A 25818-nucleotide genomic window follows, 5' to 3' on the forward strand; every position below is an offset into this window, starting at 1 on the left:
TCAGACAATTTCCGCGTCATAACCCATGAAAAAATTCGGGTTTTGGGGTAGCAGCGGTATACTTATAAAAAAAACCAATGTATCGAGGGTAAGTTCACCCGCCAATTTCGCCCAACGTATGGGTCAGGACATCCAGGAAGAACGGGCGTGGCCGTCCACGGAAATGAAACCCCACATGGCCTCCATATGGGGTCAGGAGTACGCGAAAATTCGAGCGGCCAAATTCGTCAAGACGGCGGTAAGGATCGCTGGTGATCCAGGGATCGTTTTCGGCGTGAAGCATCACAACCGGAACCTTGACGTGTTGTAACCTCGGGAACGGGGAAGCCCGCCGGTAATAGTCCGCAGCATTTGCGTACCCGTGACGGGGGGCGGTGAAAAGCTCATCGTATTCAAGCAATGAACGGGGGCGCGGCAGCGGGTTTTCATCGAGCAGCCTGCCAGACGCGCGCAGTTTTCGTTCTAATCCCATCAGCGTGCCAAGCAATGCCTTTTGATAAATCAGGTTACGGCGCCGATTCATCCGGGAGGACGAGGCGATCAGGTCCAGCGGGGCCGATACCGTCATGGCGCCGCAAATCCGCAGATCACGCCCAAGCTCGGCCAACATATTCAGAAGGATTGTACCGCCCATTGAAAACCCGCACAGGAAGATGCCCTGTCCGGTCAGCCCATCGGGCAGGGTATCGAGAACGTCGATGATCTCGGCGGTGCCAGCGCACTGATAAGTGACCGAGCAGCTTGCCAAAGACGACCCCGCCCCGCGGTGGTTCAGCCGCAGAACCCGCCTGCCCTGCTCTACCAGATGCCGCGCGCTTTCCTTGATGTAGATGCTATCTTCACAACCGGCGACACCATGCAGCAGGATCACCAGCGGACCGCCTTTGCCAGGATCGTGCAGGGTGCCCGTCATGATATCCCCCGAGCCATCGCGCAGTGGGAATTGCATCGGCGTCTCGATGCCCGGAATGGGCCGGTCGCGATAAGTGATACGGTGCGCCACGGTTTGCAAATCACCGCCCAGCCAGGGCGCACGTTCACGGCAGTGAAGGGTCTGGATGCGGAGATCCTCCAGCCATGCCTCGTCAAACATCAAAGGGCCGTCCTGCGAGGAATTGAAATTTACGTTCTTGATCATTTTTGTCACGCGCGGCCTGTTGTTTGCCCAACCTCAACCGCGTAGCCATTAGATATCGAAACTCGCAAGGAAATCTCGCATTTGCTGCGTGGGCGTGGCCCGGACCGCTATCTTGTTCTTGCCGAACACTGCAGGCATCGTGGCAAGCCCCCGTGCCACCTCAAGCGCCCTTGCGCGGACCTCCTCCTGCGGCAGCACTTCGTCGAGAATGCCTGCCTTGCACGCCATATCCGGGTCGAGTTCTTCCGACAGGATCGCCACCCGCGTCATGTAGCCTGGCGTGATCCTCGATTGCGCCAAAGCAATCAGAAACGGCCCCAAGTCCATGCCAAGCCGGCTCTCGGGCAAGCTAAACTTGAACTCCCCCGCCGCACAGATTCGGAAATCGCTGACCATCAGCAAAAACGCACCCATGCCAATACCATGGCCCGAACAGGCGGTGACAACAGGTCGGGGAAATTCAAACAGCCTCAGAAGCATTTCGAACCCGCTGCGCACAAGCGAAAATGTCGCCTCGGGCCCTTTCTGGAACTCTTTCAGATCGAACCCTGCCGAAAACGTGCCTGCGCGCCCTTCCAGAACGATGGCCTTGGCCTTGTCGGCGTCGGCCCGGTCCAGACAATTGTTCATTGCCGCAACGAAGGCAGGGCCAACGACGTTGCGCTTGCCATCGTCGATGGCCAATATGGCAATGCCGCCTTCGAGACTATAAGAAATCATAATTCACACATCTTTGTTCTGGTTTACGGTCGGATCCAGTCCGGCCTGGACGCACGGTCGCAAATTCCGGTTGCAAGGTGTTCACGACGGCCGGAACTACCCCAGGATACTGCCCAGCTTCATCGCCAGACCCATGTCACCATCGATGGTAATTTTACCCGTCATGAATGCCGAGGTGGAATCGAGCGAGCCATCCATGATGCCCTGAAAGGTTTCGGCGTCTGCCGTCACCGTCAGGTCGGCCTCTTCATCCGAGGCCCGCGCACCGGTTCCATCAATCACCACGGCGCCTTCACCTTCGATGCTGAATTTCACGGTTTCACTCAGGCCGGAGGCCTTTGCTTTGGCATCCAAAGCCTCGACAGCTGCTGCAATCATATCGCTCATGGTATGTTTCCTTTCAGAGTTAGTTGGTCGTTTCCCAATCCCAATGCGGGATGAAATCACCCAGAACATCATTGACCTGCGCGTCCGACACCCCATCGCGGACGCCCGACAGATAGGCGGTCATGCCTTTGTTCTTGACATCAATGACCTGCGCCACTTTTAGACCCAACCCTGCATCGGCCAGCGCATGGTCGAACACATGGTTAATCGACTGCTTGCGCAGATCGGGCTTGAAAACCTTGCCCACCGCAGTCTTGGGCAGCTCGGGCAGGATGATGATACGTTTCGGCACAGCGCCCTTTTCCGGCACATGCTTCCGGGCGAAATCCATGATCTCGGCCTCGGATGCCGTGCCACCAGGGGCCAACTCGACATAGGCCACAGGCAATTCGCCCGCCACGGCGTCGGGCTCGCCTATGGCACCGACAAACGTCACATCGGGATGATGCACCAAAGCTTCTTCGATTTCGGCTGGGTCGATATTGTGGCCGCCGCGGATAATGAGATCCTTCTTACGCCCGGTGATCCACAGATAGTCATCCTCGTCGAGATAGCCCAGGTCGCCGGTCCGCAGATAGGTTTTGCCGTTCTCAACCGCATAAAGCCCCTTGTTCCGGCTATCGTCGGTATAGGTGTGCCCCTCAACGACGCCCGGCCCATAAATGCAGATCTCGCCGATTTCATTCGGTCCACAGTGCTTTTCGATGTTCCCATCATCGTCGCATTCGAAAATACGCGCCCCGGAATAAGGTGTCGGAATGCCAACCGATCCCACCTTGCGCGGACCATTGGGTGGGTTCGAGGTGACGAGACAGGTCGCCTCGGTCATGCCATAGCCTTCAAGGATCGACACGCCCAGCTTTTGTTCGAACTCCTCAAACAACTTTTTCGGAAATGGCGAGGAACCGCTGCAAGCATATCGCAGCGAGGAAACATCGGCATTCACGGGGTAATTGAGCAGCATCGCCGCCGCCGTGGGCACCGTCACGATGATCGAGATTTTCCAGTGCTCGATCAGTTTCCAGAAATTTTCCCACACGCCATCGCCACGATACCCCGCGGGCGTTGTCTGCACCATATGCGCGCCGGACATGATCGCGCCCATCCAGATCGGATAGACCGCCATGACATGAAAGAGCGGCAGCGGGCACAGCACCACGTCATCAGGCGTGAACAAGTTTTCAGCATTGGCCCATGCATTGAACATAGCACCTGACATGCGGTGCTGTGCCAGTTTCGGCGTTCCAGTGGTTCCGCCTGTGTGGAACATCCCGCAGATCCGATCTTCGCCCGTTTCCTCGAATGTCAGCCGGTCCATGGGCTGTTCGGCCAATGCCTTGTGGAAATCCAGCACCCGCGCCTTGCGCGGCACCGTCATCTTGGGGCGGATCATCGGTACGATCAGCTTTTTCAACCCGCTCAGATGCGGCAGCATGTCGATCTCTACGATGGTTTCGACATTGGGCGCCAGCGCCGCCGCCAGCGCCGCCTTTTCTGCCAGATCGACCTTGGGGAAGCTCTTGATCGTGACCAGAACCTTGGCGCCGCTTTCGCGCAGGATCGCGGCAATGATCTCGGGCTCCAGCAGCGGGTTGATCGGGTTGGCCTTGCCGGCGGTCATGGCGCCTGTCACGGTGATCACCGCTTCGTTGAGGCCTGGCAACAGATAGGCGACCGCGTCATCCTCGCCCACACCAAGCGAGCGAAACAGGTTCGCGGCCTGCGTCACCTTTGCAAGCATTTCGCGCCAGCTCAGCGTCTGCGCCTTGCTGCCCGGTTCCGAGAACATCTGAAACGAACTTGCCGGCCGGTCAGGGTGCTTCTCGGCCGTAAGCTTCAAGAGCCCATAGACCGAGTTCGCTGGAAACCGGTCCTCGAGCGTACTTTCGTTTTCCATCCGTTGGTAGTCGGCCAAAATCTCGGCCGCGGTTTCGAATTGTTGTCTCATTTTGTCCTCCCCAGGCACTTTTGTCATAAGCTGCGCCATTTCCCGCCAGAACAAGAAATGGCGCGACCTATGCCAACAGTTTTCTCTCCGATCGCCGAACCCCGGCGTGGTTTCACTGCTTCAAGCTCAGGCCGCCGCCTTCGATTGTGAACCGAAACGCGCGTAGAACCCGTCCCCCGCTGCCGCGATATCGCGCAGCAGCTTGGGCGGCTCGAACGTTGCCCCGTGTTTCGTGGCCAGCTCTTCGCCCAAACGCACTGCTTCGCCCGCGCCAAGGATATCGAGATACGAGAATGGCCCGCCCGACCAGGGCATGAAGCCCCAGCCCAGTATGGCACCGACATCGCCCTCGCGAATGTCCAGAAGCACGTCATCTTCCAACGCGCGCACCGCCTCGAAACTCTGGCTCAACGCAAGGCGGTTGATCACCTCCTGCACATCGGGCTGATCTTCCGCCCGCGGGAATTTCTCCGACAACCCGCGCCAGATGCCCTGCCGTTTGCCGGCCTCGTCATAGTCGTAGTAGCCAGCATTGGTCTTCTTGCCATAACGCCCGGCCTCATAAAGGTATTCGACCACCTCTTCTGTGCCCGTGGGCTGATAGGCATCCGCCATCGCTGCCTGCGTGGCCTTGCCGATCCGATACGCCAGATCAATCGCGGTCTCATCGCCCAATTGCAGCGGCCCCAGCGGCATGCCCATCTGCTTCGCCGCGTTTTCGATCAGCACCGGGTTCACCCCTTCGCGCAGCATCCGCAGCCCTTCGTTCATGTAGGGCACGATGCAGCGGTTGGCGTAAAAGAAACGCGCGTCGTTCACCACGATGGGCGTCTTACGGATCTGGCGCACGAAATCGAGCGCCTTGGCCACTGCCTCGTTCCCGGTGTCGCCGCCCTTGATGATCTCGACCAGCGCCATCTTTTCGACGGGCGAAAAGAAATGGATGCCAATGAAGCGGCCTGCATCGCGGCTCGCCTTGGCAAGATCGGTGATCGGCAGGGTCGAGGTGTTGGTGGCCAATATCACACCCTCTCCCAGCTGCGCTTCGGCCAGTTTGGTCACATCTGCCTTCACGCCGACATCTTCGAACACGGCTTCGACCACCAGATCGCAGCCCTTGAGCGCGGCGTAGTCAGCGGTTGCGGTGATCCGGTCCAACACTGCGGCCTTCTTTTCATCCGTGCTGCGCCCACGGGCGACAGCCTTGTCCAGAATCGCCTCGGAATAGGCCTTGCCCTTGTCGACGGCCTCCTGGCTTTGGTCGATCAAAACCACTTCGATCCCCGCCTTGGCCGAAACATGGGCAATCCCCGCGCCCATCAGGCCTGCGCCCAGAACGCCCAGCTTTTGCACCCGCATATCCGGCACGCCAGCGGGGCGGTTCGCGCCTTTTTCCAGCGCCTGTTTGTTAATGAACAGCGATTTGATCATCGCTGCCGAGGACGGATCCATCATGACCGAGGTCATCCAGCGCGCCTCAATCTCAAGTGCTGCGTCAAACGGCACCAGCGAGGCCTCGTACATCACCGCCAGCAACGCCTTGGGAGCCGGGTAGGCGCCCTTGGTCTGGCCGTGCAGCATGGCCGCGGCGCCGACATAGTTCATCATCCCGGCAGGATGATAGGCATGTCCGCCGGGCAGCTTGAATCCCTTTTTGTCCCAAGGCTTGACGATATCGGCATCGCTCGCACCCCGCACCCAGTCCTTGGCGCGCGAAATCAGATCATCGGCAGGCACTACCTCATCAAGATAGCCCGCTTTTGCCGCCTTGTCGGCAGACAGCATCTTGCCCTGGCTCAGCAGTTGCATGGCATTCACCATGCCGACCTTATGCAGCATCCGAACGGTGCCACCACCACCGGGGAAAATGCCCACAAGGATCTCGGGCAGGCCGAATTGCGGCCCCGGGCGATCCGACGCAAAGACCCGGTGACAGGCCAGCGCCACTTCGATACCGATCCCGGCGGCTGTGCCGGGCAAGGCGGCGGCGATGGGCTTGCCGCCTTTCAGGGTTTTCGGGTCCATACCGCCGCGCTCGATCTTGCGCAGGATGCGGTGGCCATGCATCACATTGTCGAAAATCGCCTGCGCGGGGTTGTCCCGTGCGCTGACCCGCGCCGCGCCCAGTTCCTTCAGATCCATGCCCCCGGCAAAATCGGGCTTGGCCGAGGTGATCACCGCGCCCTTGATATTGTCGTCACCCAGCACCGTGTCGATATGCGCGTCCAGCTCGGCAAGCCCTTGCGACGACATCACGTTCATTGCCTTCTCGGGCACGTTCCAGGTGATGGTGGCGATGCCGTCTTCGTCTACGTTCAAATGAAATTCAGCCATTCTTCCAATCCCTTACACGCGTTCCAGAATGGTGGCCGAGCCCATGCCCGCAGCCACGCAAAGCGTTGCCAGACCCGTTTCCTTGTCGGCCCGCTCCATCTCGTCCAACAGATGCGAGATCAGCATGGCGCCGGTCGCCCCAAGCGGGTGGCCCATGGCGATGGCGCCGCCATTCACGTTGACCTTTTCGTGATCCACATCAAACGCTTGCATGAAGCGCAGCACCACGGCGGCGAAGGCCTCGTTCACCTCGAAGAGGTCGATGTCCCCGATCTCCATGGCGCTCTCGCGCAGGATCTTTTCGGTCACCGGCACCGGACCGGTCAGGTTGATGGTCGGATCGGTGCCGATCTTGGCCATGGATTTGATCCGCGCGCGCGGGGTCAAACCATTGCGCTCGCCGAACTCCTTCGAGCCGATCAGCACCGCCGCCGAACCGTCGACGATACCCGACGAATTGCCCGCATGGTGCACGTGGTTGATCCGCTCCAGATGCGGGTATTTCAGCAAGGCCACGGCATCGAAGCCCGGCATCACCTCGCCCTGCTCCTTGAAGGCAGGTTTCAACGCGCCCAGCGACTGCATGTCGGTGCCCCGGCGCAGATATTCATCGTGATCGAGAATGGTCAGCCCGTTGCGGTCCTTCACCGGCGCGACGGAGCGCTTAAAACGGTTCTCGTCCCAGGCTTGAGCCGCGCGGCGCTGGCTTTCCACTGCGTAGGCGTCGCATTCGTCACGGGTAAATCCGTATTCTGTGGCGATGATGTCGGCGGAAATGCCCTGTGGCACGAAATAGCTTTTCATCGCCAGGGTCGGGTCGGCGGCAATCGCGCCGCCGTCCGAACCCATCGGCACCCGGCCCATCATTTCGACCCCGCCCGAGATATAGGCAGACCCGACCCCGGCCTTGACCTGCGCCGCGCCCAGATTCACCGCCTCAAGCCCCGAAGCGCAGAAGCGGTTGATCGAAATGCCGGGGAGCTGTTCACCCAGATCCGAATTCAACACCGCGCTGCGCGCTAGGCAGGCGCCCTGTTCGCCCACCTGCGTGACATTGCCCCAGATCACATCCTCGACCTGGGTGGGATCAAGATCGTTGCGTTCCTTGATCGTGTTCAACATCTCAGAGGACAGGTGCAGCGCCGTCACCTGGTGCAGGCTACCATCTTTGCGCCCCTTGCCGCGCGGGCTGCGGATTGCGTCATAGATATAGGCGTCTTGGGTCATTCGTGGTCCCTTTCTTGAAATCTTTCGTGCCAGCTCAGAAAGCTGCGGCATCCGGCGCCATCACCGTTTCCGGCCCGGCCTGAATGCGTTTGAGATGCATCCGAGTCATCGGCAGATGTCGGTTGAAATAGTGACGAACGGTCAAAAGCTTCTGGGTGTAGAAACCCGCATCAGCGGTCCCGGCATCCAGCGCAGATTGCGCAGCCTCAGCGCTTTGCGCCAGCATGTAGCCCATGGTCAGATGGCCCATCAGATGCAGGAAATCTGTCGACCCGGCCAACGCGGCGTTCGGGTCTTTCATGCCGTTTTGCATCATGTATTGGGCAGCGCTTTGGAAATCTCCCAGTGCTGCCATAAGCGGTTTACCCACCATGTCGGTCAGAGCTTCATTCTGGATCAGACGGTCAGCCAGCTCCTTGATCATAATGCCATAGGCCATGGTGTGCTTGCCGCCATCAGCACCAAGTTTGCGAGCGACGAGGTCCAGTGCCTGCACGCCGTTTGCACCTTCGTACATCTTTGCGATCCGCACATCCCGCACGAACTGTGACATGCCCCATTCTTCGATGTATCCATGCCCGCCCAGAACCTGCTGTGCATCGGTGGCGGCCTCATATCCCTTGTCGCTAGAAAAGGCCTTGAACACGGGCGTCACAAGCGACAGCAGACCTTGCGCATCTGCATCATCGGTGCGCGACATCCGATCGGCCTGCATGGTGCACCAATAGGCAAAGACCCGGGCTCCTTCGATGAAGCTGCGCTGATCCATCAGGGTGCGCCGGATATCGGGGTGCACGATGATCGGGTCGGCCGGTCCATCGGGGTTCGCGGGCCCGGTAACGGCCCGCATCTGCAGACGTTCGCGGGCATAGGCCACCGCATTCTGATACGCCGCCTCGGCGATGCAATACCCCTGTGCGCCGGTGCCAATCCGCGCCTCGTTTACCAATGTGAACATCGCACTCATACCCTTGTTGGGTTGGCCCAGAAGATAGCCGGTGGCGCCTTCAAAGTTCATTTCACAAGTGGCATTGCCGTGGATGCCCATCTTGGTTTCCAACCGGCCTGCGCGCACGGCGTTGCGCTCACCAAGGCTGCCATCGTCATTCACCAGGTATTTGGGCACGATGAACAGGGACACACCCTTGATCCCCTCGGGGCCGCCGGGAATTTTCGCCAGCACAAGGTGGATGATGTTGTCGCCCATCTCGTGATCACCTGCCGAGATGAAGATCTTGGTGCCGGTAAGCTTGTAGCTGCCATCGTCCTGCGGCTCAGCGCTGGTCCGCATCAGCCCCAGATCGGTACCGCAATTGGACTCGGTCAGGTTCATGGTGCCGAACCACTCAAGGTTCGCCATCTTGGGCAGATAGGTCTGCTTTTGCGTCTCTGTCCCATGCGCAAAGATGGTGTTCCAGGCACCGTGCGTCAGCCCGCCATACATCACCATCGCGTGGCTCGCCGAGGAAAAGCATTCGCCCGCCGCCATGTGCATCAATTTGGGCAAGCCTTGCCCGCCATAGTCCACATCAAGATCAAGCGATGTCCACCCGCCTTCGCGCAAAACATTGATTGCTTCGGGAAAACCGTTTGGCACCTGCACCTTGCCGTCCACAAGGCTGGTGCCCTCCTGATCGCCCACTCGGTTCAAGGGAGCCAGCACGTTCGAAGCGATCTTGCCGGCCTCTTCGAGGACCGGACCCGTCAGGTCGGGGGTCAGGTCTTCGTAGCCCGGAATGTCTGCCTGCGAGACTTTGAGAACCTCGTGCAGAACGAAATCAATATCCCTGAGCGGCGCTGTGTAAGTCGGCATTCTTGCCATTCCTCCATGACGATTCTCAATGTTTTGTCATATCATATGTAAATAGTTCTTGAGATACATGGCAAGGCTCAATATGCTGACGGTCGAATGACGCAGCGGCAGTTTCAATGCCGATAGTAGAAGAGCAAACCGCCAATGGATGCAGAAACGGCCACCAAGGCTCTGAGGCTGGCAACAGACAGCAGCGAGACGGTTTCAGCGGTCGCTCCCCTGTCTGGTGGTGTGTCGAACCTGACATACCTTCTGACGCTGGATGCGGGCGCGCGGCTGGTCATGCGCACGCCACCGCCCGGGCAGCGGTCGGGGAATGCCCATAACATGATCCGCGAGGCCCGTGTACTCGAAGCGGTGCATCCGCTGTTCCCTGAAGCGCCCGCTATTGTCGGTTACAGCGAAGACCCCTCCGCCACCGGCGATCAGTTCATGATCATGGCCCAAATCGACGGGCGCACCCTGCCCCCGGGCAGCCTATTCGAGGTAAGCCCCGAACAGGCCCGCACCCTGTGCGAAAACTTCGTGGATGGCTTGGCCCGGCTGCACGAGGCCGGCCTTACCGACGCCGTGCAGGCAGCGTTTGGCGACCCGCAGGGTTTTGTTGCACGACAGGTGGCCGGATGGTCCCGGCGCTACGAAAAAATCGGGCTAGAAAACCCGCGCAGCGCCTTGCGTGAGTGGCTGCTGGCAAACATCCCGCTTGATCCGGACCGCGCCTCAATTCTGCATAATGACTACAAGTTCGACAATATGGTGCTGGACCGGGACGATCTGACCCGGATCATTGGAGTGCTCGACTGGGAACTCTCGGGCCTCGGAGATGCGTTCATGGATCTGGGCAATGCGCTGGCCTATTGGGTCGAGGCCGGCGATCCGCATGCATTGCAGAGCTTTAAGCGCGGCCCGACGAATCTGCCCGGCATGATGACCCGCGACGAGATCATCGATGCCTATAGCACAGCGAGAGGATTCGACCGCCCCGCAAACATGAATTTCTATCAGTCGATGGGCCTCTTCCGTCTCGCCGTCATCGCATTGCAGGTGCACGTGCGTATGGCCAGCGGTGCAGACAAGGACGGCCCATTCCTTGATGCGGCGCTGGCCCTGCTGGATCGTGCCGAAGAATTTGCAGGAGTATAGACCATGGATTTTGCGCCTTCTGCAAAAGCACAGGATTTCGCACAACGCCTGACCGCCTTCATGGAAGAAAATGTCTATCCGGCGGAACAGGTTTACCACGACCAGCACGTCCAGCTTGGTGACAGATGGGCCGTGCCGCCGATCATCGAAGAGCTCAAGGAAAAGGCCCGCTCGGCCGGGCTTTGGAACCTGTTCTTGACCGATGAACGTTTCGGCGCAGGGTTGTCTGTTCTTGAATACGCTCCTTTGGCGGAAATCACGGGCCGCTGCCATATCGCACCGGAAGTGTTCAATTGCGCTGCCCCTGACAGCGGCAACATGGAAACGTTGTCGCTTTACGGCACGCCACAACAGCAGGACCAATGGCTGCGGCCTTTACTGGATGGCAAGATTCGCTCGGCGTTCTTGATGACCGAGCCTCAGGTCGCATCGAGTGATGCCACGAATATCGAATGCCAAATTCGACGCGACGGTGACGAATACGTGATCAACGGACGCAAGTGGTGGTCTTCTGGTGCGGGCGATCCGCGCTGCGCGATCTTTATCGTTATGGGCAAGACCGACCTCGATGCCGCAGCTCACGCACAACAAAGCATGGTGCTTGTTCCCGCCGATACGCCCGGCGTGACGATCGAGCGTCACCTGCCTGTCTTTGGCTATGACGACGCGCCGCACGGACATATGGAAGTGTCCCTGAAAGATGTCCGCGTCCCGGCCACGAACATCCTGCTGGGTGAAGGCCGCGGCTTTGAGATTGCTCAGGGCCGATTGGGACCAGGGCGCATTCACCACTGCATGCGTTCGATCGGGGCCGCCGAACGGGCGCTGGAAATGATGACCGAAAGGCTGCTTAGCCGCGAGGTTTTCGGCAAGGCCATCGGCATGCATTCGGTCTGGGAAGAGCGCGTCGCCAATGCACGGCTTGATATAGAAATGACCCGGCTCATCTGCCTGAAGGCGGCCTGGATGATGGGCACGGTTGGCAACAAGGCGGCGAAGGACGAGATCGCCATGATCAAGATCGCGGCGCCGTCGATGGCGCTTCGGGTGATCGACGACGCGATCCAGTCCTTCGGCGGCGCGGGCGTGTCTGATGATACGCCACTGGCCCAGATGTGGGCTGGCCAGCGCTCGTTGCGTCTGGCCGATGGCCCGGACGAAGTGCATCGCCGCGCGGTGGCGCGATCCGAATTCAAACGCGCCGCCGGGCGTTTGGGGATCAATATCAGGGAGATCAGGAAATGAGCGCAAAGAACGTTCTCGTAACAGGGGCATCGTCAGGATTGGGCGACCAGTTCTGCCGCACACTGGCGGCAAATGGCTATACCGTCATTGCAGCCGCCCGCCGCAAGGACAGACTGGAGAGCTTGTACAATGACATCTCAGAAGCCGGCGGCGTGGCGCATCCTCTCGCGATGGATGTCTCGGATGTGGAAAACTTTGCCATCGCATTGGACGAAGCCGAAGCGATGGCCGGACCGATCACCTGCCTGATCAACAACGCCGGCACCTCGGTCAGCAAATTCGCCACCGACATGACGCCCGAGGATTTCGATGCCGTTATGGGGCTCAATCTTCGGGGCCCCTACTTCTTGTCTACCGAGCTGGCCCGACGCTGGATCGCGCGCGACACAGGCGGCCGGATCGTCAACATCGGCTCACTTTCCGACAGTCGCGCGATGCCGGGCCACACGGTCTATGGCACGTCAAAGGCGGCGATTGCACGACTGACCCAGCAGATGGCGCGGGAATGGATCAACAAGGGCATCAACGTCAATGCGCTGGCGCCGGGATACATCCGCACCGAACTGAACGCGCCCTATTTCGACAGCCCAAATGGGCAAGCCGTCATCGCGCAATTCCCGCGCCGACGGGTGGGGGAACCAGCGGATCTGGACAAGGCCATCCTGTATCTGTGTGACCCCGACCAGCGTTTCCTGACTGGTCAGGTTCTGCATCTGGACGATGGACAAGGATTGTAAACCGATGAAATTTGCGCTCGCTACTGCTCTTGCAATCGCCACGGCCATCCCTGCGATGGCACAAGACGCCGCCCGTCCAAACATCCTGCTGGTTTTGTTGGACGACGCAGGCTTCATGGATTTTGGTGCCTATGGTGGTGATGCTTCCACGCCCAATATCGACGCGCTGGCGGATCGCGGCGCGATATTTTCTAGGTTTTATACGTCGCCGCAATGCGGCCCGAGCCGGGCGATGCTGATGACCGGACGCGACAATCACGAGGTCGGGCTGGGCTCGATCCCCGAAACGCTCAGCCCGGAAATGCGCCAATACCCGGGCTATTCGATGCGTTGGGAAGACGGTTTGCCGACCATCGCCTCACGCCTGAAAGAAGAAGGGTACCAGACCTTCATTTCGGGCAAGTGGGGAATCGGCGATATCGGGCAGAACCTGCCACACCGTTTCGGCTTTAACCGCTCTTTCGTGATCGACGCCACCGGGGGCAGCAATTACGATCACACGCCTTATCTGCCACTTTCTGATACCACAAATTGGTATGAGGATGGCAAACCAATTACCCTGCCTGAGGGGTTCTATTCCTCAGAGGGCATCGTCGACCGGATGATCAATTATCTCGACGAGGCCGACCCGCAAAAACCGTTCTTCAGCTTCTTGTCTTTCCAAGCGATCCACTTCCCGATTCAGGTCGCGCCCGAGTACCGCGACCGCTATGACGGGCGTTTTGATGAAGGCTGGGACGAGATGCGTAAGCAGCGACTGGAACGTGCTGTCGACCTGGGCCTGGTGCCCGATGGCACCGAATTGGCCCCCCTGCCCGCTTCGTCGCGCGACTGGGAGAACCTGAGCCCCGCGGACCAGAGCTATTGGGCGCGGTCCATGCAGGTCAATGCCGGCATGCTGGAAGCCGCCGATCACCATTTGGGCCGCCTGTTGGCGCATCTCGAGGCGCAGGGCAAGCTCGACAACACTTTTGTTATCGTGACCTCGGACAACGGTCCGGAATCCATCGGGATCGGCAATGCACCCGGCGCAGAAGGCGTGGCGCAGCGCTGGTGGATGCGGCAGACCGGGTGGAACCGGGACTTCGAGACTTTGGGGGAGCGTAACACCATGACCTTTATCGGCGAGGAATGGGCCTCGGTCTCCGCCGCGCCGTTCGCACTGTTCAAATTCACCGCGACCGAGGGCGGGTTGCGCGTGCCGCTGGTCATTTCCGGTCCAAACCTGCCTGACAGCGACGTGATAGATGGCCGGGCCCATGTCACCGATCTGGTGCCGACCATGCTGGATTTTGCCGGCCTTGATCCTGTGACCCCCGACATACGTGGCCGCAGCCTGTTGCCAATGCTCAGTGGCGCGCGCGCGGCGGTTTACGGCGACGACGAGGCGGTTGGCTTCGAGGTCAGTGGCAACGCGGCACTCTATCGTGGCAACTGGAAAATCTCGCGGATTCCGACACCGCTGGGTGATGGCAAATGGCATATGTATGACCTCGCGACCGATCCGGGCGAGACCACGGACCTTGCGAGCGCCCGCCCCGAGCTGTTTCAGGACATGCTGAACGAATATCTCAGCTATGCCGACGAGGTTGGCGTGGTGCCGGTGTCTGCGGACTATAACCCGTTCAAGCAGGTTGGGAAAAACGTGGTCCGCAAAAAGGCGCGCGAACACTGGCCTGGACTGCTTGTTGCCGGGCTGGTCACGCTCACGTTCCTGTTCGTTTCCTTCCGCTGGTTCAGGCGCCGGTTGCGCCCTTGATCGGCCCCTACCTTTGCACTATATGACATACGAACTGCCAACTTAAGGAGGCCTTCCATGTTCTGGCTGAAAATCATCCTCATCGCTATTCCCATTCTCGCTATCGTAGTCTATTTCGGCCTGCCACGCGCCCTGTCCGCAATGGGCCTGCATCCCCACTATGACATCCCCGAGTTTGATCTGGCCGGCAAGCGCGCCCTTGTCATCACCACCAGCCATGACACGCTGGGAGAAACCGGTAAGGCGACCGGCGTCTTCGGCTCGGAAATGAGCGTACCCTACTACGCTTTCCTTGATGCCGGTATGGAGGTCGACATCGCCTCGATCAAAGGCGGCGAGATCCCGGTTGAGCCGCGCTCGATGAGTTGGCCCATGGGAACCGACGCAGATTACCGGTTCAAGAAAGACACCGTTGCGATGGCCAAACTGACGAACTCGATCTCCGTGGCCGATGTCGACATCAGCAAGTACGACGCGATCTTCCTGTCGGGCGGCTGGGGTGCTGCTTATGACTTTGCCCAATCCAAGGACCTGGCCGCGCTGGTAACAGCGGCAAATGCCGATGGCGATGTGATCGGATCGGTCTGTCACGGGGCACTGGGGCTGGTGAACGCAAAAGACACCGACGGAACGCCGCTGCTCGAAGGACGCACCGTGACCGGCGTGACCGATAACCAGATCAACCAATTGGGCATTTCGATGACCCCAAAACACCCCGAAACCGAACTGCGGGCAGCCAAGGCTAATTTCGAGGCCAACACCGCCTTTCGCGACATGTTCGCCACCCATGTGACCGTGGACGGCAACCTTGTCACCGGCCAGAACCAGAACAGCGGCGCCGAAGCCGCCCATCGGATGCTGGAGATTCTGGCCAAGTAAAATGACAGAATTGGGCGGTCAACGGATATGCTGACCGCCCTCCCCATGGGCTCGCTTTTGAATAAACGCCGCGTCGGACTTGCCACGCTCAGTTGATTATATTAGCATATTATGTGTCAATATAAATCACTGGAATCACGTATGACCAATCCTATCCAGATTCGCTTTGCCGGCCCGGCCCCAACCGACCACGAGTTGTGGCGCATTACCCGTGACCCGGCACCGCAGTTGCAGGACGGAGAGGTCCAACTGAAACTCAGCCATGTTTCGGTTGACCCGGCCATGCGCGGCTGGATCACGAACAAGCGCAGCTATATCGAGCCGGTTCAACCCGGCGAGATCATGCGCGCCTTTGGTGTGGGCGAGGTTGTCGCCTCGAAGGCAGAAGGGTTTGCGCCCGGCGATTGGGTCACCGGATTCACCGGGTTGGCGAGCGCGTGTGTTCTACCTTCGAAATTCATCCGCAAGATCGACATCTCTCTGGCCGAGCCCAAGGACTATCTTTCGGGCCTCGGCATGACCGGCTATACCGCCTATTTCGGCATCACCGATATCGGGCAGCCCAAGACAGGTGAAACCGTGGTGATCTCGGCCGCCGCCGGGGCGGTGGGCTCAATCGCCTGTCAGGTTGCCAAGAACCTAGGCGCGCGGGTCATCGGCATTGCCGGAGGCCCCGAAAAATGCGCTTGGCTTCGTGATGAGCTTAAAATCGACGGCGTGATCGACTACAAGAACGAAAGCATCCGCGAAGGGCTGGAGCGCGAAACTCCGGACGGGATCGACGTCTATTACGACAATGTCGGGGGCGAGGTTCTGGACGAGGTGCTGGCGCGCATCAACCGTCGTGCGCGGCTGGTGATCTGCGGTGCCATTTCGCAATATGGCGACATGTTCAACATGAAAGGGCCATCAAATTACATGGCATTGATCACCCATTCGGCCCGCATGCAGGGCTTTACCATGCGCGATTACATGCGCCGGGTGCCCGAGGCGTTCATGCAGCTTCTGAAATGGAAACACCAAGGCAAACTGACCTATCGCGAACACATGCTGGAGGGTCTCGAAAACTTTCCGCAAGCCTTCGAGATGCTGTTCCGCGGCGAAAACACCGGCAAATTGCTGATCAAGGTATAGAGCGATGACAAATCTTCCCCCGCAGTTCTGGATCGGCGTGCCTGCCGTTGCGATTGCTCTGGCGGCACTAGCGGTCGCCCCTTGCTGGGCCTGGCCTTGGATCGGCGCGGCGGCGCTTTATACCCTTTTCCTTAGCCACTATCAGAATTGGCGCGGCCCCCTGACACAAGCAGAGATCGACCGCTTTTTACAGGCTACTCAGCATGAAACGAACATCGAAGACTTTCGCGCCTTTCTCGAAGCCGACGACGGGCGCGAGTTCTTCATGCAGAACCTTGTAAAGTTTGCCGATAGCAAGGTGGCACATCCCGAAACCGGCGCACCCACCGCCCCACACAAGCTGGTCGAGAGCTATTCGAAACCGTTCATCAAAGGGCTGATCCTGCGCGGCGGGCACCCCGTGTTGCTGTTGCAGCGAAATGGCAGTGACCTCGACAGTTGGGGTCCAACCTCTGAGACCGGCGTGAACTGGGGAATCAGCAACGTCATGCGCTATCGCAGTCGCCGCGACCTGGTGGAATTGGCCAGCAACACTGACTTTGACGATATCCACCGGTTCAAACGCGAAGCCATTGTCGAGACCATCAGCTATCCCACCAAAATGTTGATGGCAGGCTTTGCCGGGCCGCGCGCGCTCGTGGCGCTGATCCTGTCCCTTGGCGCGGCGCTCACCAATATCGCCATTCTGGCGCTATATTGAGGAGCCCCACCATGGAGATTCTGCGATCACCCGACGACCGGTTCCGCGACCTGCCCGATTTTGCCTTTGAGCCGCATTACACCACCATCACGGATACCGATGGCATCGATATTCGCATTCATCATATCGAGGCAGGCCCAAAGGATGGCACGCCGATCCTGCTCATGCATGGCAACCCGACATGGTCCTATCTCTACCGCCATATGATCAACCCGCTGGCAGAGGCAGGGCACCGGGTCATCGCTGTCGATCTGGTGGGCTGCGGGCGCTCGGACAAGCCATCGCGCAAATCCGACTATTCGCTGGCGCGCCATTACGATTGGATGACGCGATGGCTGCAGGCGATGGATCTGCAAGGCATAACGCTCTTCTGTCAGGACTGGGGCGGGACCATCGGTCTTTACATGGTCGCGCAGATGCCCGACCGCTTTACCCGCGTCGTGGCGTCGAATACCGGTCTGCCCACCGGCTCCGGTTCCACACGGTTCTTCCGCATGTGGCGCCGCGCCATGCGCTTTGCGCCCCGGTTTCCCTGGTTCATGGTGCAAAACGGTACAGAACGCACAATGTCGAAAGCGGAAATGGCGGCTTATCGCGCGCCTTTCCCGACAAGGCGCTTTGAAGCGGGTCTCTTGAAATTCCCCTCGCTCATCGCGGTCGAGCCGGACGTGCCGGGGGTCGAATTGAACCGGGCCGCATGGGAAAAGCTGAAGACATTCGACAAACCTTTCCTGCTCCTCTTCGGCCGGCAGGACGTGGTCGCCCGCGGCTGGTTCAGGACCGGGCGCGACATTATTCCCGGAGCCAAAGGACAGGATCACGACATCCTCGACCCGGCAGGGCATTTCATCCAGGAAGACCAGCCCGACGAACTGGTCAAACGTATCCTGACCTTCATTGAGAAAACCAGCTGAGGTCGCTTGCATGTCCAGAAAACTGCAAATCCTGCTCGGCGTAATGGCCGTCGTTGTCCTTGCCGTCATCGGGCTGAAAGCCGGGCAGATACACATCTCCAAGGCGGTGATGACGCGTATTGCCAACCAGAACGCGGGTGTTGATCGCGCGGCGTCCCTGCCCGACGGGCTGCATGTCTTTATCTGCGATGCAGGCTCTCCGATGCCCGACCCGCTGCGTGCAGGCCCCTGCACCGGGATCGTCGCCGGGAGCCATGTTTTTGTCGTAGACACCGGCGCGGGCAGCATCGGAAATCTGGGGCGGATGGGCTTTCCCATGGGAAGGGTCGAGGCAGCTCTTCTGACACATCTGCATTCCGATCATGTCGACGGGCTGGGTGAGTTCCTGCTGCAAAGCTGGATCAACGGCAGCCGCAAGACCCCGACCCCGGTTTGGGGACCGGAGGGCGTTAGCGAAGTCGTGGATGGTTTCAACGCCGCCTACCGGATCGACAGCACCTACAGGCTGGCCCATCACGGTGCGGACATCGCCGACCTTGCAGGCTTTGGCGCCACTGCGCGCACCCTTACTGTGGGCGAACAACCGGTCGTCATCCATGAAGTCCCCGATCTGACCATCACCGCCGTATCGGTCGCCCATCACCCGGCCGACCCGGCGCTTGGCTTTCGCATTGACTACAAGGATCGCTTGGTCACCATTTCGGGCGATACCATCTATCATCCGGAACTTGTGCGGATGGCAAAAGGCACGGACCTGCTGTTGCACGATGCACTGAATGTCGAGATGGTCGAGATCCTGCGCGCACCGCTCAAGAAACGCGGGCTGGCGCATCTCGACAAGGTGTTGTTCGACATCCAGGACTATCACGCCAGCCCGGTCGATGCGGCCCGCGCCGCGCAGGATGCAGGTGCTGACGCCTTGGTATTGCACCACATCGTACCGCCCTTGCCGTCCCGGCAGCTTTACCCGCTGTTTCTGAAAGGCACCCGCGACGCCTACGACGGCGAGATCACCGTGGCCGAGGACGGCCAGATCATCAGCCTGCCCGCCGGGACAGATGACATCACCCATATCAACGGTTTCGGGTTCTGACCCGACAAGAGGAATTGACCATGACCGAAATAACCGAGCTTTGGACCAACCGCGCCGATCTGCGCGAGACCAAGACCGTCACCCGCTCCGCCCCCGAACTGCGAGAGGGTGAAGTTCTGATGAAAATCGAGAAAGTCGGCCTGACCGCCAATAACGTAAGCTATGCCGTGACCGGCGACTCGATTGGGTACTGGGGCTATTTTCCCGCCGATGAGACCTGGGGCAAGGTGCCGGCATGGGGATTTGCCCATGTGGTCGATAGCAACTGTGCCGAGATCGAATCCGGTGAACGGGTCTGGGGCTTCTTCCCGCTGGCCAGCCATGTGGTGCTGCGCCCAGGCAAGGTAAAGCCCGCTCGCTTTGTTGACACGGCCGAGCATCGTGCGGCGCTGCCGCCGATGTATAACGGATACATGCGTACCGGGCCGGAGCCTGAAATCCTGAGCCAATTCGAAGACGAACGTTGCATCCTCTTCCCGCTCTTCGCCACGTCCTACATTCTTTATGATTTCCTGATCGACAATGACTTTTTCGGCGCCGATCAGGTGCTGATCGGCTCGGCTTCGTCCAAGACTGGTTTTGGTCTTGCGCATTTGTTGTTCAATGACAAATCGCTGGACAAACGCGTTGTCGGGCTCACATCGACGGGCAATGCCGTTTTTTGCGAAAAGCTCGGATGTTTTGACGAGATCACGGTCTACGGCACGGAAAACGAACTGGATCCGTCTACCAAGTCGGTCTTTGTCGATATGTCCGGTGACAGGCCACTGACCGTGCGTATTCACGAGCATTTCACCGACAACCTTCTGGCCACCTGGGTGGTCGGTGCCACCCATTGGGAGGATGGAGGCAAACCGCCCGCGGGCCTGCCCGGCGCAAAACCCACTTTCTTCTTTGCCCCCACCCATATGGGCAAGCGCGACAAGGAATGGGGGCCGGGCAAGTTCTGGGAAAAGGCCTTTACCGCCAGTATCGAGGTGACGCAGGACACTGCCTCGACACTGGTTATCGTAGCGCAGAGTGGCGCGGACGCGGCCGCCGCGTCCTGGCTTGGGCTTTTGGACAACAAGGTGCCCGGCAGCACCGGCCTGATTGTCAGCATCTGAAAGGTCCACAGAGGCAGTGACGGCGGCATCGCTTCTGAATTATTTTGACATATAATATGTCACTTAATACATTCTCTGAAACCACACAGGGTTCAGGGAGGGACAAATGACAACAGTCGAACCATCGGCACCAGGCGGCGTCCGGCCGCTTGCCGGACATCGCAGTGCGCTGATCTTGCTCTTGTTGGCATACACACTGTCAATCACTGACCGGATGATCCTGTCGGTGCTGTTTACCCCGATCAAGGCGGAGTTCGGCCTTTCTGACACCCAGCTTGGCCTTTTAGGCGGGCTGGCGTTTGCAATCTTTTATGCCACGCTGGGCATCCCGGTGGCGCGGCTGGCCGACCGGGGCAATCGCAAGCTGATCATCGTCATTTCGCTCTTGGTCTTTTCGGTCTTTACCGTGCTCTGCGGTTTTGCCGTCGGGCTGGTCACGCTGATCCTGTTCCGCATCGGCGTCGGCATCGGCGAGGCCGGCGTGAACCCCTCCAGCCAATCGATCGTGGCGGATTACTACCCTGCCGAGAAACGCTCGTCAGCCATGGCGATCCTGATGCTGGGTGCCAATATTGGCATGATCTTCGGCTTTATCGTCGGAGGCGCCATCAGCGAACACTATGGCTGGCGCGCCGCCCTGATGGCTGTGGGCGCTCCGGGGGTCCTGTTGACTTTCTTTGTCATGGCCTTCCTGAAGGAACCGCCCCGCGGCACCTTCGAGAACGAAGCACCCGCCGCGCCGACGCCGGTGCGCGACACATTCTCGCGCCTGTGGCAGACCCCGGCGATCCGATATCTGGCCGTCGCCATCACCTTGCAATCCATGCTGGGTTACGGGCTGGCACAATGGCTGCCCTCGTTCTTCATGCGCACCCATGGCATCGCTGAAACCCAGGCCGGCGCGATCATGGGGCTGGTACTCGGTGTTGCGGGTATCCTTGGGGCGATCACCGGCGGCAAGCTTTGCGACCGGGCCACACGGAACGGCACCCACGAAATTCCGCGTCTTCTGGGCAAAGTGACACTGATCGCGGTGCCGATTCTGGCCGTCGCCTTTCAGGTGCCGCACCTCGTTGCGTCGTTGCCGCTGTTCTTTATCCCAATCTTCCTGATCAACTTCTACCTCGGGCCGTCTCTGGGGCTGGTGCAGACTCTATCTCCGGTGCGAATGCGCGCGGTCAGTGCAGCGCTGGTGATGCTGTCAATGAACCTGATTGGCCTTGGCCTTGGCCCGGTACTTATCGGCGCAACAAGCGATCTTCTGGAACCCGCCTTTCCTGGGCAAGGTCTGGCCATTGCGTTGTCGATTGCAGCGCTCATTGGGCTGGTTAGCGCGCACTTCTTCAAACGCTCGGCAAATGCTATGGCCGAGGCAAAGTCGAATTGAACGAAACGAGAGGTTGATATGAAAACACTGAAAGATCTGGGTCTTTCCCTGTTGAACGCAACGCTGATGCTGGTGATCATTTTTGTCGTGCTGTCCCTCATACTGGTGTCTCGCGTGTCGACCCTAGCCGAAAGTGCAGGCGACGCCGCCCGCGCGGCCCTGAACGCCCCCTCGGCGCGCATCGAACAGATGACCGAGACTTTGTCCGAGATCGGATCGGATCCGGGTCTTTCGCAAATCGACGGCAACCGGATCGACGCTTTGACAGCCGAAGTGCAGGCTCTGAACGCTCAATTGTCCGGCATTCGCGGAAATCTCAGCGAGATACCTGTGGATCAAATTGCCATGCGTCTTCGCGAAGAGATCGGCCAGGCCTTGACCTCCGGCGCCACTTCGCTGCGTTCAGAGTGACAGCAGTAGGAACAGCAGGTTCGCAGGCACCAGTGCCAAGGTGATATAGGCCTCGGGCGGGCGATATCCGCCGGATTTCGATCCGATCCACATGCTCCAAAGGTGCAGGGAGCGCTCGATCACCAGAAGCGCCAACACAAGCGACACCAAGGCCTGATAGCGCCAGACCACCGCCGCCATCGCAAGGCCCCAGACGATCTGGGTCGCTCCGGCCCAAGCAAACAGGTGAAAGATCAGCCGTTGATGCCGTTCCAGCCGCAGCCCGGCGATGGACTGCGCACCTCCATCGCGTAGGAAATAGTGGATGCAGCCCGGTCCGATGGTCAGCACCGCCATAAGCCCAAGATACCAAACCGATAGGATCGATCCGTCATAGCCCGCATTGCTGGACGCTGGGAAAAGATTTGCGAAGTCCATACGTTACCTGTTGTCAGTTAGATTTCCGTGGGATCAGGCACAGCACCAGCATCACCGCTGCAAGAGCCATCAACGGCAAGTTGCCCACCGCACCGGGCGCAGTGCCAGCAGTCTCGACCGGCTTGAAACCTCCGATCAACATCCGGACGGCGTACTCAGCGATCATCAGCAAATAGAACAGCGGGATGAGCGACCGATAGCGGATCGCGGCCATCAGATAGAGCAGCCCGATGACAAGTTGCGACAATCCCCACAGCGCAAAAATCCCGATCACCGTGGCCGCAGCCCCCGCCGGATAACTGTCCAGCGGGATTGTCGCGATGCTTTGTGCCCCGCCATCCGGCGCCGTCAGGTGATGCCAACTGCGCCACAGCGTCAGCACCGTGAGAGCATAAAAGACCCATAACGCTATGGGTTGCCCCGGAAAGTTGTTATCAAAAACACTGGGGAAAAGGCGGTTCAAAACCTGCGTCACGCGCGCTCCTGTTCGGCTGCGGCCTCAATGGGTTCCCATGTCTCCAAATGGTCGCGCCGCCCGACCCGACGTGGCAAGCGCAGATCCAGGAACGGGCTGAGCGCGGTTCGATCGAAAAGACGCCGCACGACCTGTTGCGCCCCTTCCGGTGCCTGGTCAAAGGAATCGGTCAAGCGTTGCGACAAAAAATGCCGATAGGCCTTGACCGGCACCGGCATCGCGGCCCCGCGCAGTTCGAATTGCGTCATTCCGATGACCCGGTGGCCTTCGATCACCTCGTTGGGCTGTTTCGCCAGCCACTGGTCGCAATACGCATGATGGGCAGCGTATTCAGCGGCGTACTCCTCGGCCACATAGTCCAGCAGAGACACCAGCGTTTCCGGCGGTTTTTCAAGATCAACCATGCCGTCGCCCCAAGCCTGCGAAACCGCGTCTTCGATATCCTCGAACGCGTTCATCCGCTCGGTCCAGTCAAACACAAAAGGCGCGCGCTCCTGCATCAGCGCAAGCGGCAGCCGGTCCCGCCCCAAGTGGGCGAACAGCGGGCCAAACAGCGCATAATCCGCGATCGTCGGCCGTGCGCCCAGCACGTAGGGCATCACAGCCAAATGCGCGTTCAGACGGTCCAGAAAATCCAGATAGGCTGCTTCGATCGCCGCCGCATTTTCAGCATTTGCCCCGATCATCGCGGTCCATTTGCGCAAGAACCCCGACAGCTTGTCGAAATCCGCGTCCAGTCCCGCGTCGTCTTTGTTCATCGCAAGGGCTTCGCGGAAAATATGGCGGACAAAAGGGGTTTGTTCGGGCAGGTTCCAGCGATAATGCATCGCCGGACGCATCAGGCCTTCGTTGCCGAACAGGTCGAACAGCCGCGCCACCACGTTCAGCGCGGGGTCGTCGGGGTAGACCGGGAACCGGCCCAGGCCCGAGGCCTCGAAATGATCGATGATCCGAGCACCGTCCTGCAGGAGCGTACCATCCGCCAGTTCCACCACAGGCACGATGCGCCGCCCGATTGCAGGGTAGATTACTTTTAGAGCCCGCTCTGACCCCGGCGCGCGCTCCGTGAAGGGGATGCGCTGATGGCGCAGATAGGACCGCACCCGCGCGCTGTAAAGCGACAGCTTGCCGCCGTAGAGAACAACCTGTTCCTTCATGTCAGTTCACCTTTCGAGTGATCAATTGGGCCAGTAAACAAAGGCATCCCCCGCGACCATTTCTTCGGCCAGATGCTTGTCAATGGCCAGCGGGGCCGCAACGACCGACTGCGCCAGAGGTTGCGAACCCTCCCAATGCGCCTCGATCAGCGCGGTCAGTTCAGCCACCTTTTCCGGCTCTTCATCGATCAGGTTGGTTTGCTCGGTCGGGTCGTCATTCAGATTGAACAGCCAGCCTTGATCGAAGCTCGGGTTGAGCTGCAATTTCCAGCCCCCCGCCTGCACCACCCGATAATCCGCGGTGCCCCAATGTATCGCGTCATCCGGCCGTGCCAGCCGGTCCGCCCCGGTCCAAAGCGGCGTCATGTCGTGCCCATTGATATCGCGATCCTTTGGCAGCGCCCCGCCCCCGGCGGACACCAGCGTCGGCATCAAGTCAAGATGCGTCACCGGCGTGTCGATTTTTGTACCCGGAGCGATCTTGCCTGGCCATGTCACCGACATCGGGATTTTCAGCCCGCCTTCGAAAAACGTATTTTTCCAACCGCGATAAGGCGCATTGACCCCATCAATACCAATATAATCCGCCGCGCCATTGTCGCTGGACAGAACCACGATCGTATTGTCGGCAATCCCTTCCGCCTCAAGCTTGTCCATGATGCGACCCACCGAACGATCAAGCGAGTGCATCATCCCCGCATAGACCCGTTTGCGGTGGGGTTGGGTATCGCCAACCGCTTCGTAATCCTCTTTCGTGGCCTGCAAAGGCGTGTGCGCGCCCCAGTGCGCCAGATAAAGGAAAAACGGCCGACCCGCGTTGGCCTCAATGGCGCGCACGGCATGATCAGTAAAATAGTCCGTCAGATAGCCCTTGGGCGCGAACCAGTCGCCACCCCCCTGCATCACCGCATATTGCACCCGCGCCCACAGAAACTTGTCGATGGGCGAAAAGTGCAGTTTGGCATTGACCACGTTCGGATCGTCGACTGGTAGGAAAAGCCCGCTGGCCATCATCAGATCTTCATCAAAGCCCTGGTCTTTGGGCCACATGCCTTCCGCCCGACCCAGATGCCATTTGCCGATATGCATGGTGTGATAGCCAGTATCGCGCAAGACCTCGGCCACGGTGATCTCCGATCCTGGCAGGCCGCGAGAGTTGAATTTTGGATTGGCCGCGTCGGCAGCTTTGTCATAGATGTATTCGGGCCGTCCCATGGGGTTGTAGTTGCCGATCATGGCGATCATCCGGCCCATGCCATCGGGCGTGGGCGTCGCGTCATAGCCCGTGCTGGATGCATCGCGCCCGGTCAGGATCGCCGCCCGTGATGGCGCACAGTTGGCGTGCCCGGCATAGGCATTGGTGAAAATCGCGCCCTTGGCTGCCAGTCGGGCAATATTGGGCGTCGGGGTGATACCCTCGCCAAAGCCGCTAAGGTCATTGATGCCAACATCATCCAGCAGAATGAACACGATGTTGGGTCTATCGGCGGGCAAGGATTCGGTTTTCTCGGGCCCTTTTTCCCAAGTGATTGGACGGTTGGGCCCCGTCTCAGGGAGATCCCGGTTGGCAACGACATAAAGCAGGATATCCATCCGCTTTGCATATCCAACAACACCCGCCACAAGTATCAACGCCACCGCGCCGAGAATAATCTTTTTCCACATTGGCCTTGTCCTCCCTGACCGGCGCAATT

At 59.5% G+C, this 25818-nt stretch carries 23 protein-coding genes; 12 read left to right on the top strand and 11 right to left on the bottom strand.

From position 1 onward, the window contains the following. Positions 1-94 precede the first annotated feature (94 nt). The 7 genes from PFRI_RS13640 to PFRI_RS13670 form a co-directional block, all read right to left on the bottom strand. Positions 95-1138, bottom strand: coding sequence for a YheT family hydrolase (locus PFRI_RS13640; protein WP_111445381.1), 1044 nt, complete (start codon positions 1136-1138; stop codon positions 95-97). Between the two features lie 48 nt (positions 1139-1186). After that, complete coding sequence (locus PFRI_RS13645) at positions 1187-1858, bottom strand: crotonase/enoyl-CoA hydratase family protein (RefSeq protein ID WP_084649695.1); 672 nt, start codon at positions 1856-1858, stop codon at positions 1187-1189. Positions 1859-1954: 96 nt separating this feature from the next. Beyond that, the gene (locus PFRI_RS13650; protein WP_072631263.1) at positions 1955-2245 is read right to left on the bottom strand and encodes an SCP2 sterol-binding domain-containing protein; all 291 of its coding nucleotides are present in this window, start codon (positions 2243-2245) and stop codon (positions 1955-1957) included. Positions 2246-2264: 19 nt separating this feature from the next. Continuing rightward, on the bottom strand, positions 2265-4193 hold the full coding sequence (locus PFRI_RS13655) for an acyl-CoA synthetase (RefSeq protein ID WP_072631341.1): 1929 nt from the start codon (positions 4191-4193) through the stop codon (positions 2265-2267). Positions 4194-4319: 126 nt separating this feature from the next. Beyond that, positions 4320-6527, bottom strand: a complete 2208-nt coding sequence (locus PFRI_RS13660; RefSeq protein WP_072631264.1) for a 3-hydroxyacyl-CoA dehydrogenase NAD-binding domain-containing protein — start codon at positions 6525-6527, stop codon at positions 4320-4322. A gap of 12 nt (positions 6528-6539) precedes the next feature. After that, complete coding sequence (locus PFRI_RS13665) at positions 6540-7754, bottom strand: acetyl-CoA C-acetyltransferase (protein WP_072631265.1); 1215 nt, start codon at positions 7752-7754, stop codon at positions 6540-6542. A gap of 34 nt (positions 7755-7788) precedes the next feature. Further along, a complete protein-coding gene (locus PFRI_RS13670) occupies positions 7789-9567 on the bottom strand; it encodes an acyl-CoA dehydrogenase C-terminal domain-containing protein (protein WP_072631266.1) in 1779 nt (592 codons plus the stop codon). 144 nt (positions 9568-9711) lie between these two features. On the opposite strand from PFRI_RS13670, the gene PFRI_RS13675 reads away from it, so the two are divergent. The 12 genes from PFRI_RS13675 to PFRI_RS13730 all read left to right on the top strand — a co-directional run bounded on the left by PFRI_RS13675 (position 9712) and on the right by PFRI_RS13730 (position 22075). Next, entirely contained in the window at positions 9712-10710 is a 999-nt protein-coding gene (locus PFRI_RS13675; RefSeq protein WP_072631267.1) for a phosphotransferase family protein, read from the top strand. 3 nt (positions 10711-10713) lie between these two features. Beyond that, a complete protein-coding gene (locus PFRI_RS13680; RefSeq protein WP_072631268.1) occupies positions 10714-11955 on the top strand; it encodes an acyl-CoA dehydrogenase family protein in 1242 nt (413 codons plus the stop codon). Continuing rightward, the gene (locus PFRI_RS13685) at positions 11952-12692 is read left to right on the top strand and encodes an SDR family NAD(P)-dependent oxidoreductase (protein ID WP_072631269.1); all 741 of its coding nucleotides are present in this window, start codon (positions 11952-11954) and stop codon (positions 12690-12692) included. Before PFRI_RS13680 ends, PFRI_RS13685 begins: the two co-directional genes overlap by 4 nt. A 4-nt stretch (positions 12693-12696) precedes the next feature. Beyond that, a complete protein-coding gene (locus PFRI_RS13690; RefSeq protein ID WP_084649696.1) occupies positions 12697-14451 on the top strand; it encodes an arylsulfatase in 1755 nt (584 codons plus the stop codon). Between the two features lie 57 nt (positions 14452-14508). Then, positions 14509-15330 (top strand): type 1 glutamine amidotransferase domain-containing protein, encoded by an 822-nt coding sequence (locus PFRI_RS13695; RefSeq protein ID WP_072631270.1) that lies wholly within the window; start codon positions 14509-14511, stop codon positions 15328-15330. A 141-nt stretch (positions 15331-15471) separates the two neighbouring features. Then, positions 15472-16464: an NADP-dependent oxidoreductase gene (locus tag PFRI_RS13700; protein ID WP_072631271.1), complete on the top strand. Its 993-nt coding sequence runs from the start codon at positions 15472-15474 to the stop codon at positions 16462-16464. A gap of 4 nt (positions 16465-16468) precedes the next feature. Continuing rightward, entirely contained in the window at positions 16469-17164 is a 696-nt protein-coding gene (locus PFRI_RS13705; protein WP_072631272.1) for a hypothetical protein, read from the top strand. A gap of 11 nt (positions 17165-17175) precedes the next feature. Then, positions 17176-18078 carry a haloalkane dehalogenase gene (locus PFRI_RS13710; RefSeq protein WP_072631273.1) on the top strand — a complete coding sequence of 301 codons (903 nt, stop codon included), beginning with the start codon at positions 17176-17178 and terminating at the stop codon, positions 18076-18078. 10 nt (positions 18079-18088) lie between these two features. Then, entirely contained in the window at positions 18089-19171 is a 1083-nt protein-coding gene (locus PFRI_RS13715; protein WP_072631274.1) for an MBL fold metallo-hydrolase, read from the top strand. A gap of 20 nt (positions 19172-19191) precedes the next feature. Continuing rightward, complete coding sequence (locus PFRI_RS13720; RefSeq protein WP_072631275.1) at positions 19192-20277, top strand: DUF2855 family protein; 1086 nt, start codon at positions 19192-19194, stop codon at positions 20275-20277. Between the two features lie 106 nt (positions 20278-20383). Further along, the gene (locus tag PFRI_RS13725) at positions 20384-21664 is read left to right on the top strand and encodes a spinster family MFS transporter (RefSeq protein ID WP_072631276.1); all 1281 of its coding nucleotides are present in this window, start codon (positions 20384-20386) and stop codon (positions 21662-21664) included. A gap of 18 nt (positions 21665-21682) precedes the next feature. After that, positions 21683-22075: a hypothetical protein gene (locus tag PFRI_RS13730; protein ID WP_072631277.1), complete on the top strand. Its 393-nt coding sequence runs from the start codon at positions 21683-21685 to the stop codon at positions 22073-22075. Here the strand turns inward: PFRI_RS13730 and PFRI_RS13735 are convergent. The 4 genes from PFRI_RS13735 to PFRI_RS13750 are packed head-to-tail and all read right to left on the bottom strand — an operon-like array spanning position 22067 to position 25789. Beyond that, positions 22067-22492: a hypothetical protein gene (locus PFRI_RS13735; protein WP_072631278.1), complete on the bottom strand. Its 426-nt coding sequence runs from the start codon at positions 22490-22492 to the stop codon at positions 22067-22069. The genes PFRI_RS13730 and PFRI_RS13735 overlap by 9 nt on opposite strands. A gap of 13 nt (positions 22493-22505) precedes the next feature. Beyond that, the gene (locus PFRI_RS13740; RefSeq protein WP_111445382.1) at positions 22506-22967 is read right to left on the bottom strand and encodes a hypothetical protein; all 462 of its coding nucleotides are present in this window, start codon (positions 22965-22967) and stop codon (positions 22506-22508) included. Then, positions 22964-24124, bottom strand: coding sequence for a glutathione S-transferase family protein (locus PFRI_RS21165; protein WP_072631279.1), 1161 nt, complete (start codon positions 24122-24124; stop codon positions 22964-22966). The genes PFRI_RS13740 and PFRI_RS21165 overlap by 4 nt, the downstream gene beginning before the upstream one ends. Positions 24125-24145: 21 nt before the next feature. Then, positions 24146-25789: a sulfatase-like hydrolase/transferase gene (locus PFRI_RS13750; protein ID WP_072631280.1), complete on the bottom strand. Its 1644-nt coding sequence runs from the start codon at positions 25787-25789 to the stop codon at positions 24146-24148. Between the last annotated feature and the right edge of the window lie 29 nt (positions 25790-25818).

The sequence above is a fragment of the Planktotalea frisia genome, assembly GCF_001890925.1.
GTDB lineage: Bacteria > Pseudomonadota > Alphaproteobacteria > Rhodobacterales > Rhodobacteraceae > Planktotalea > Planktotalea frisia.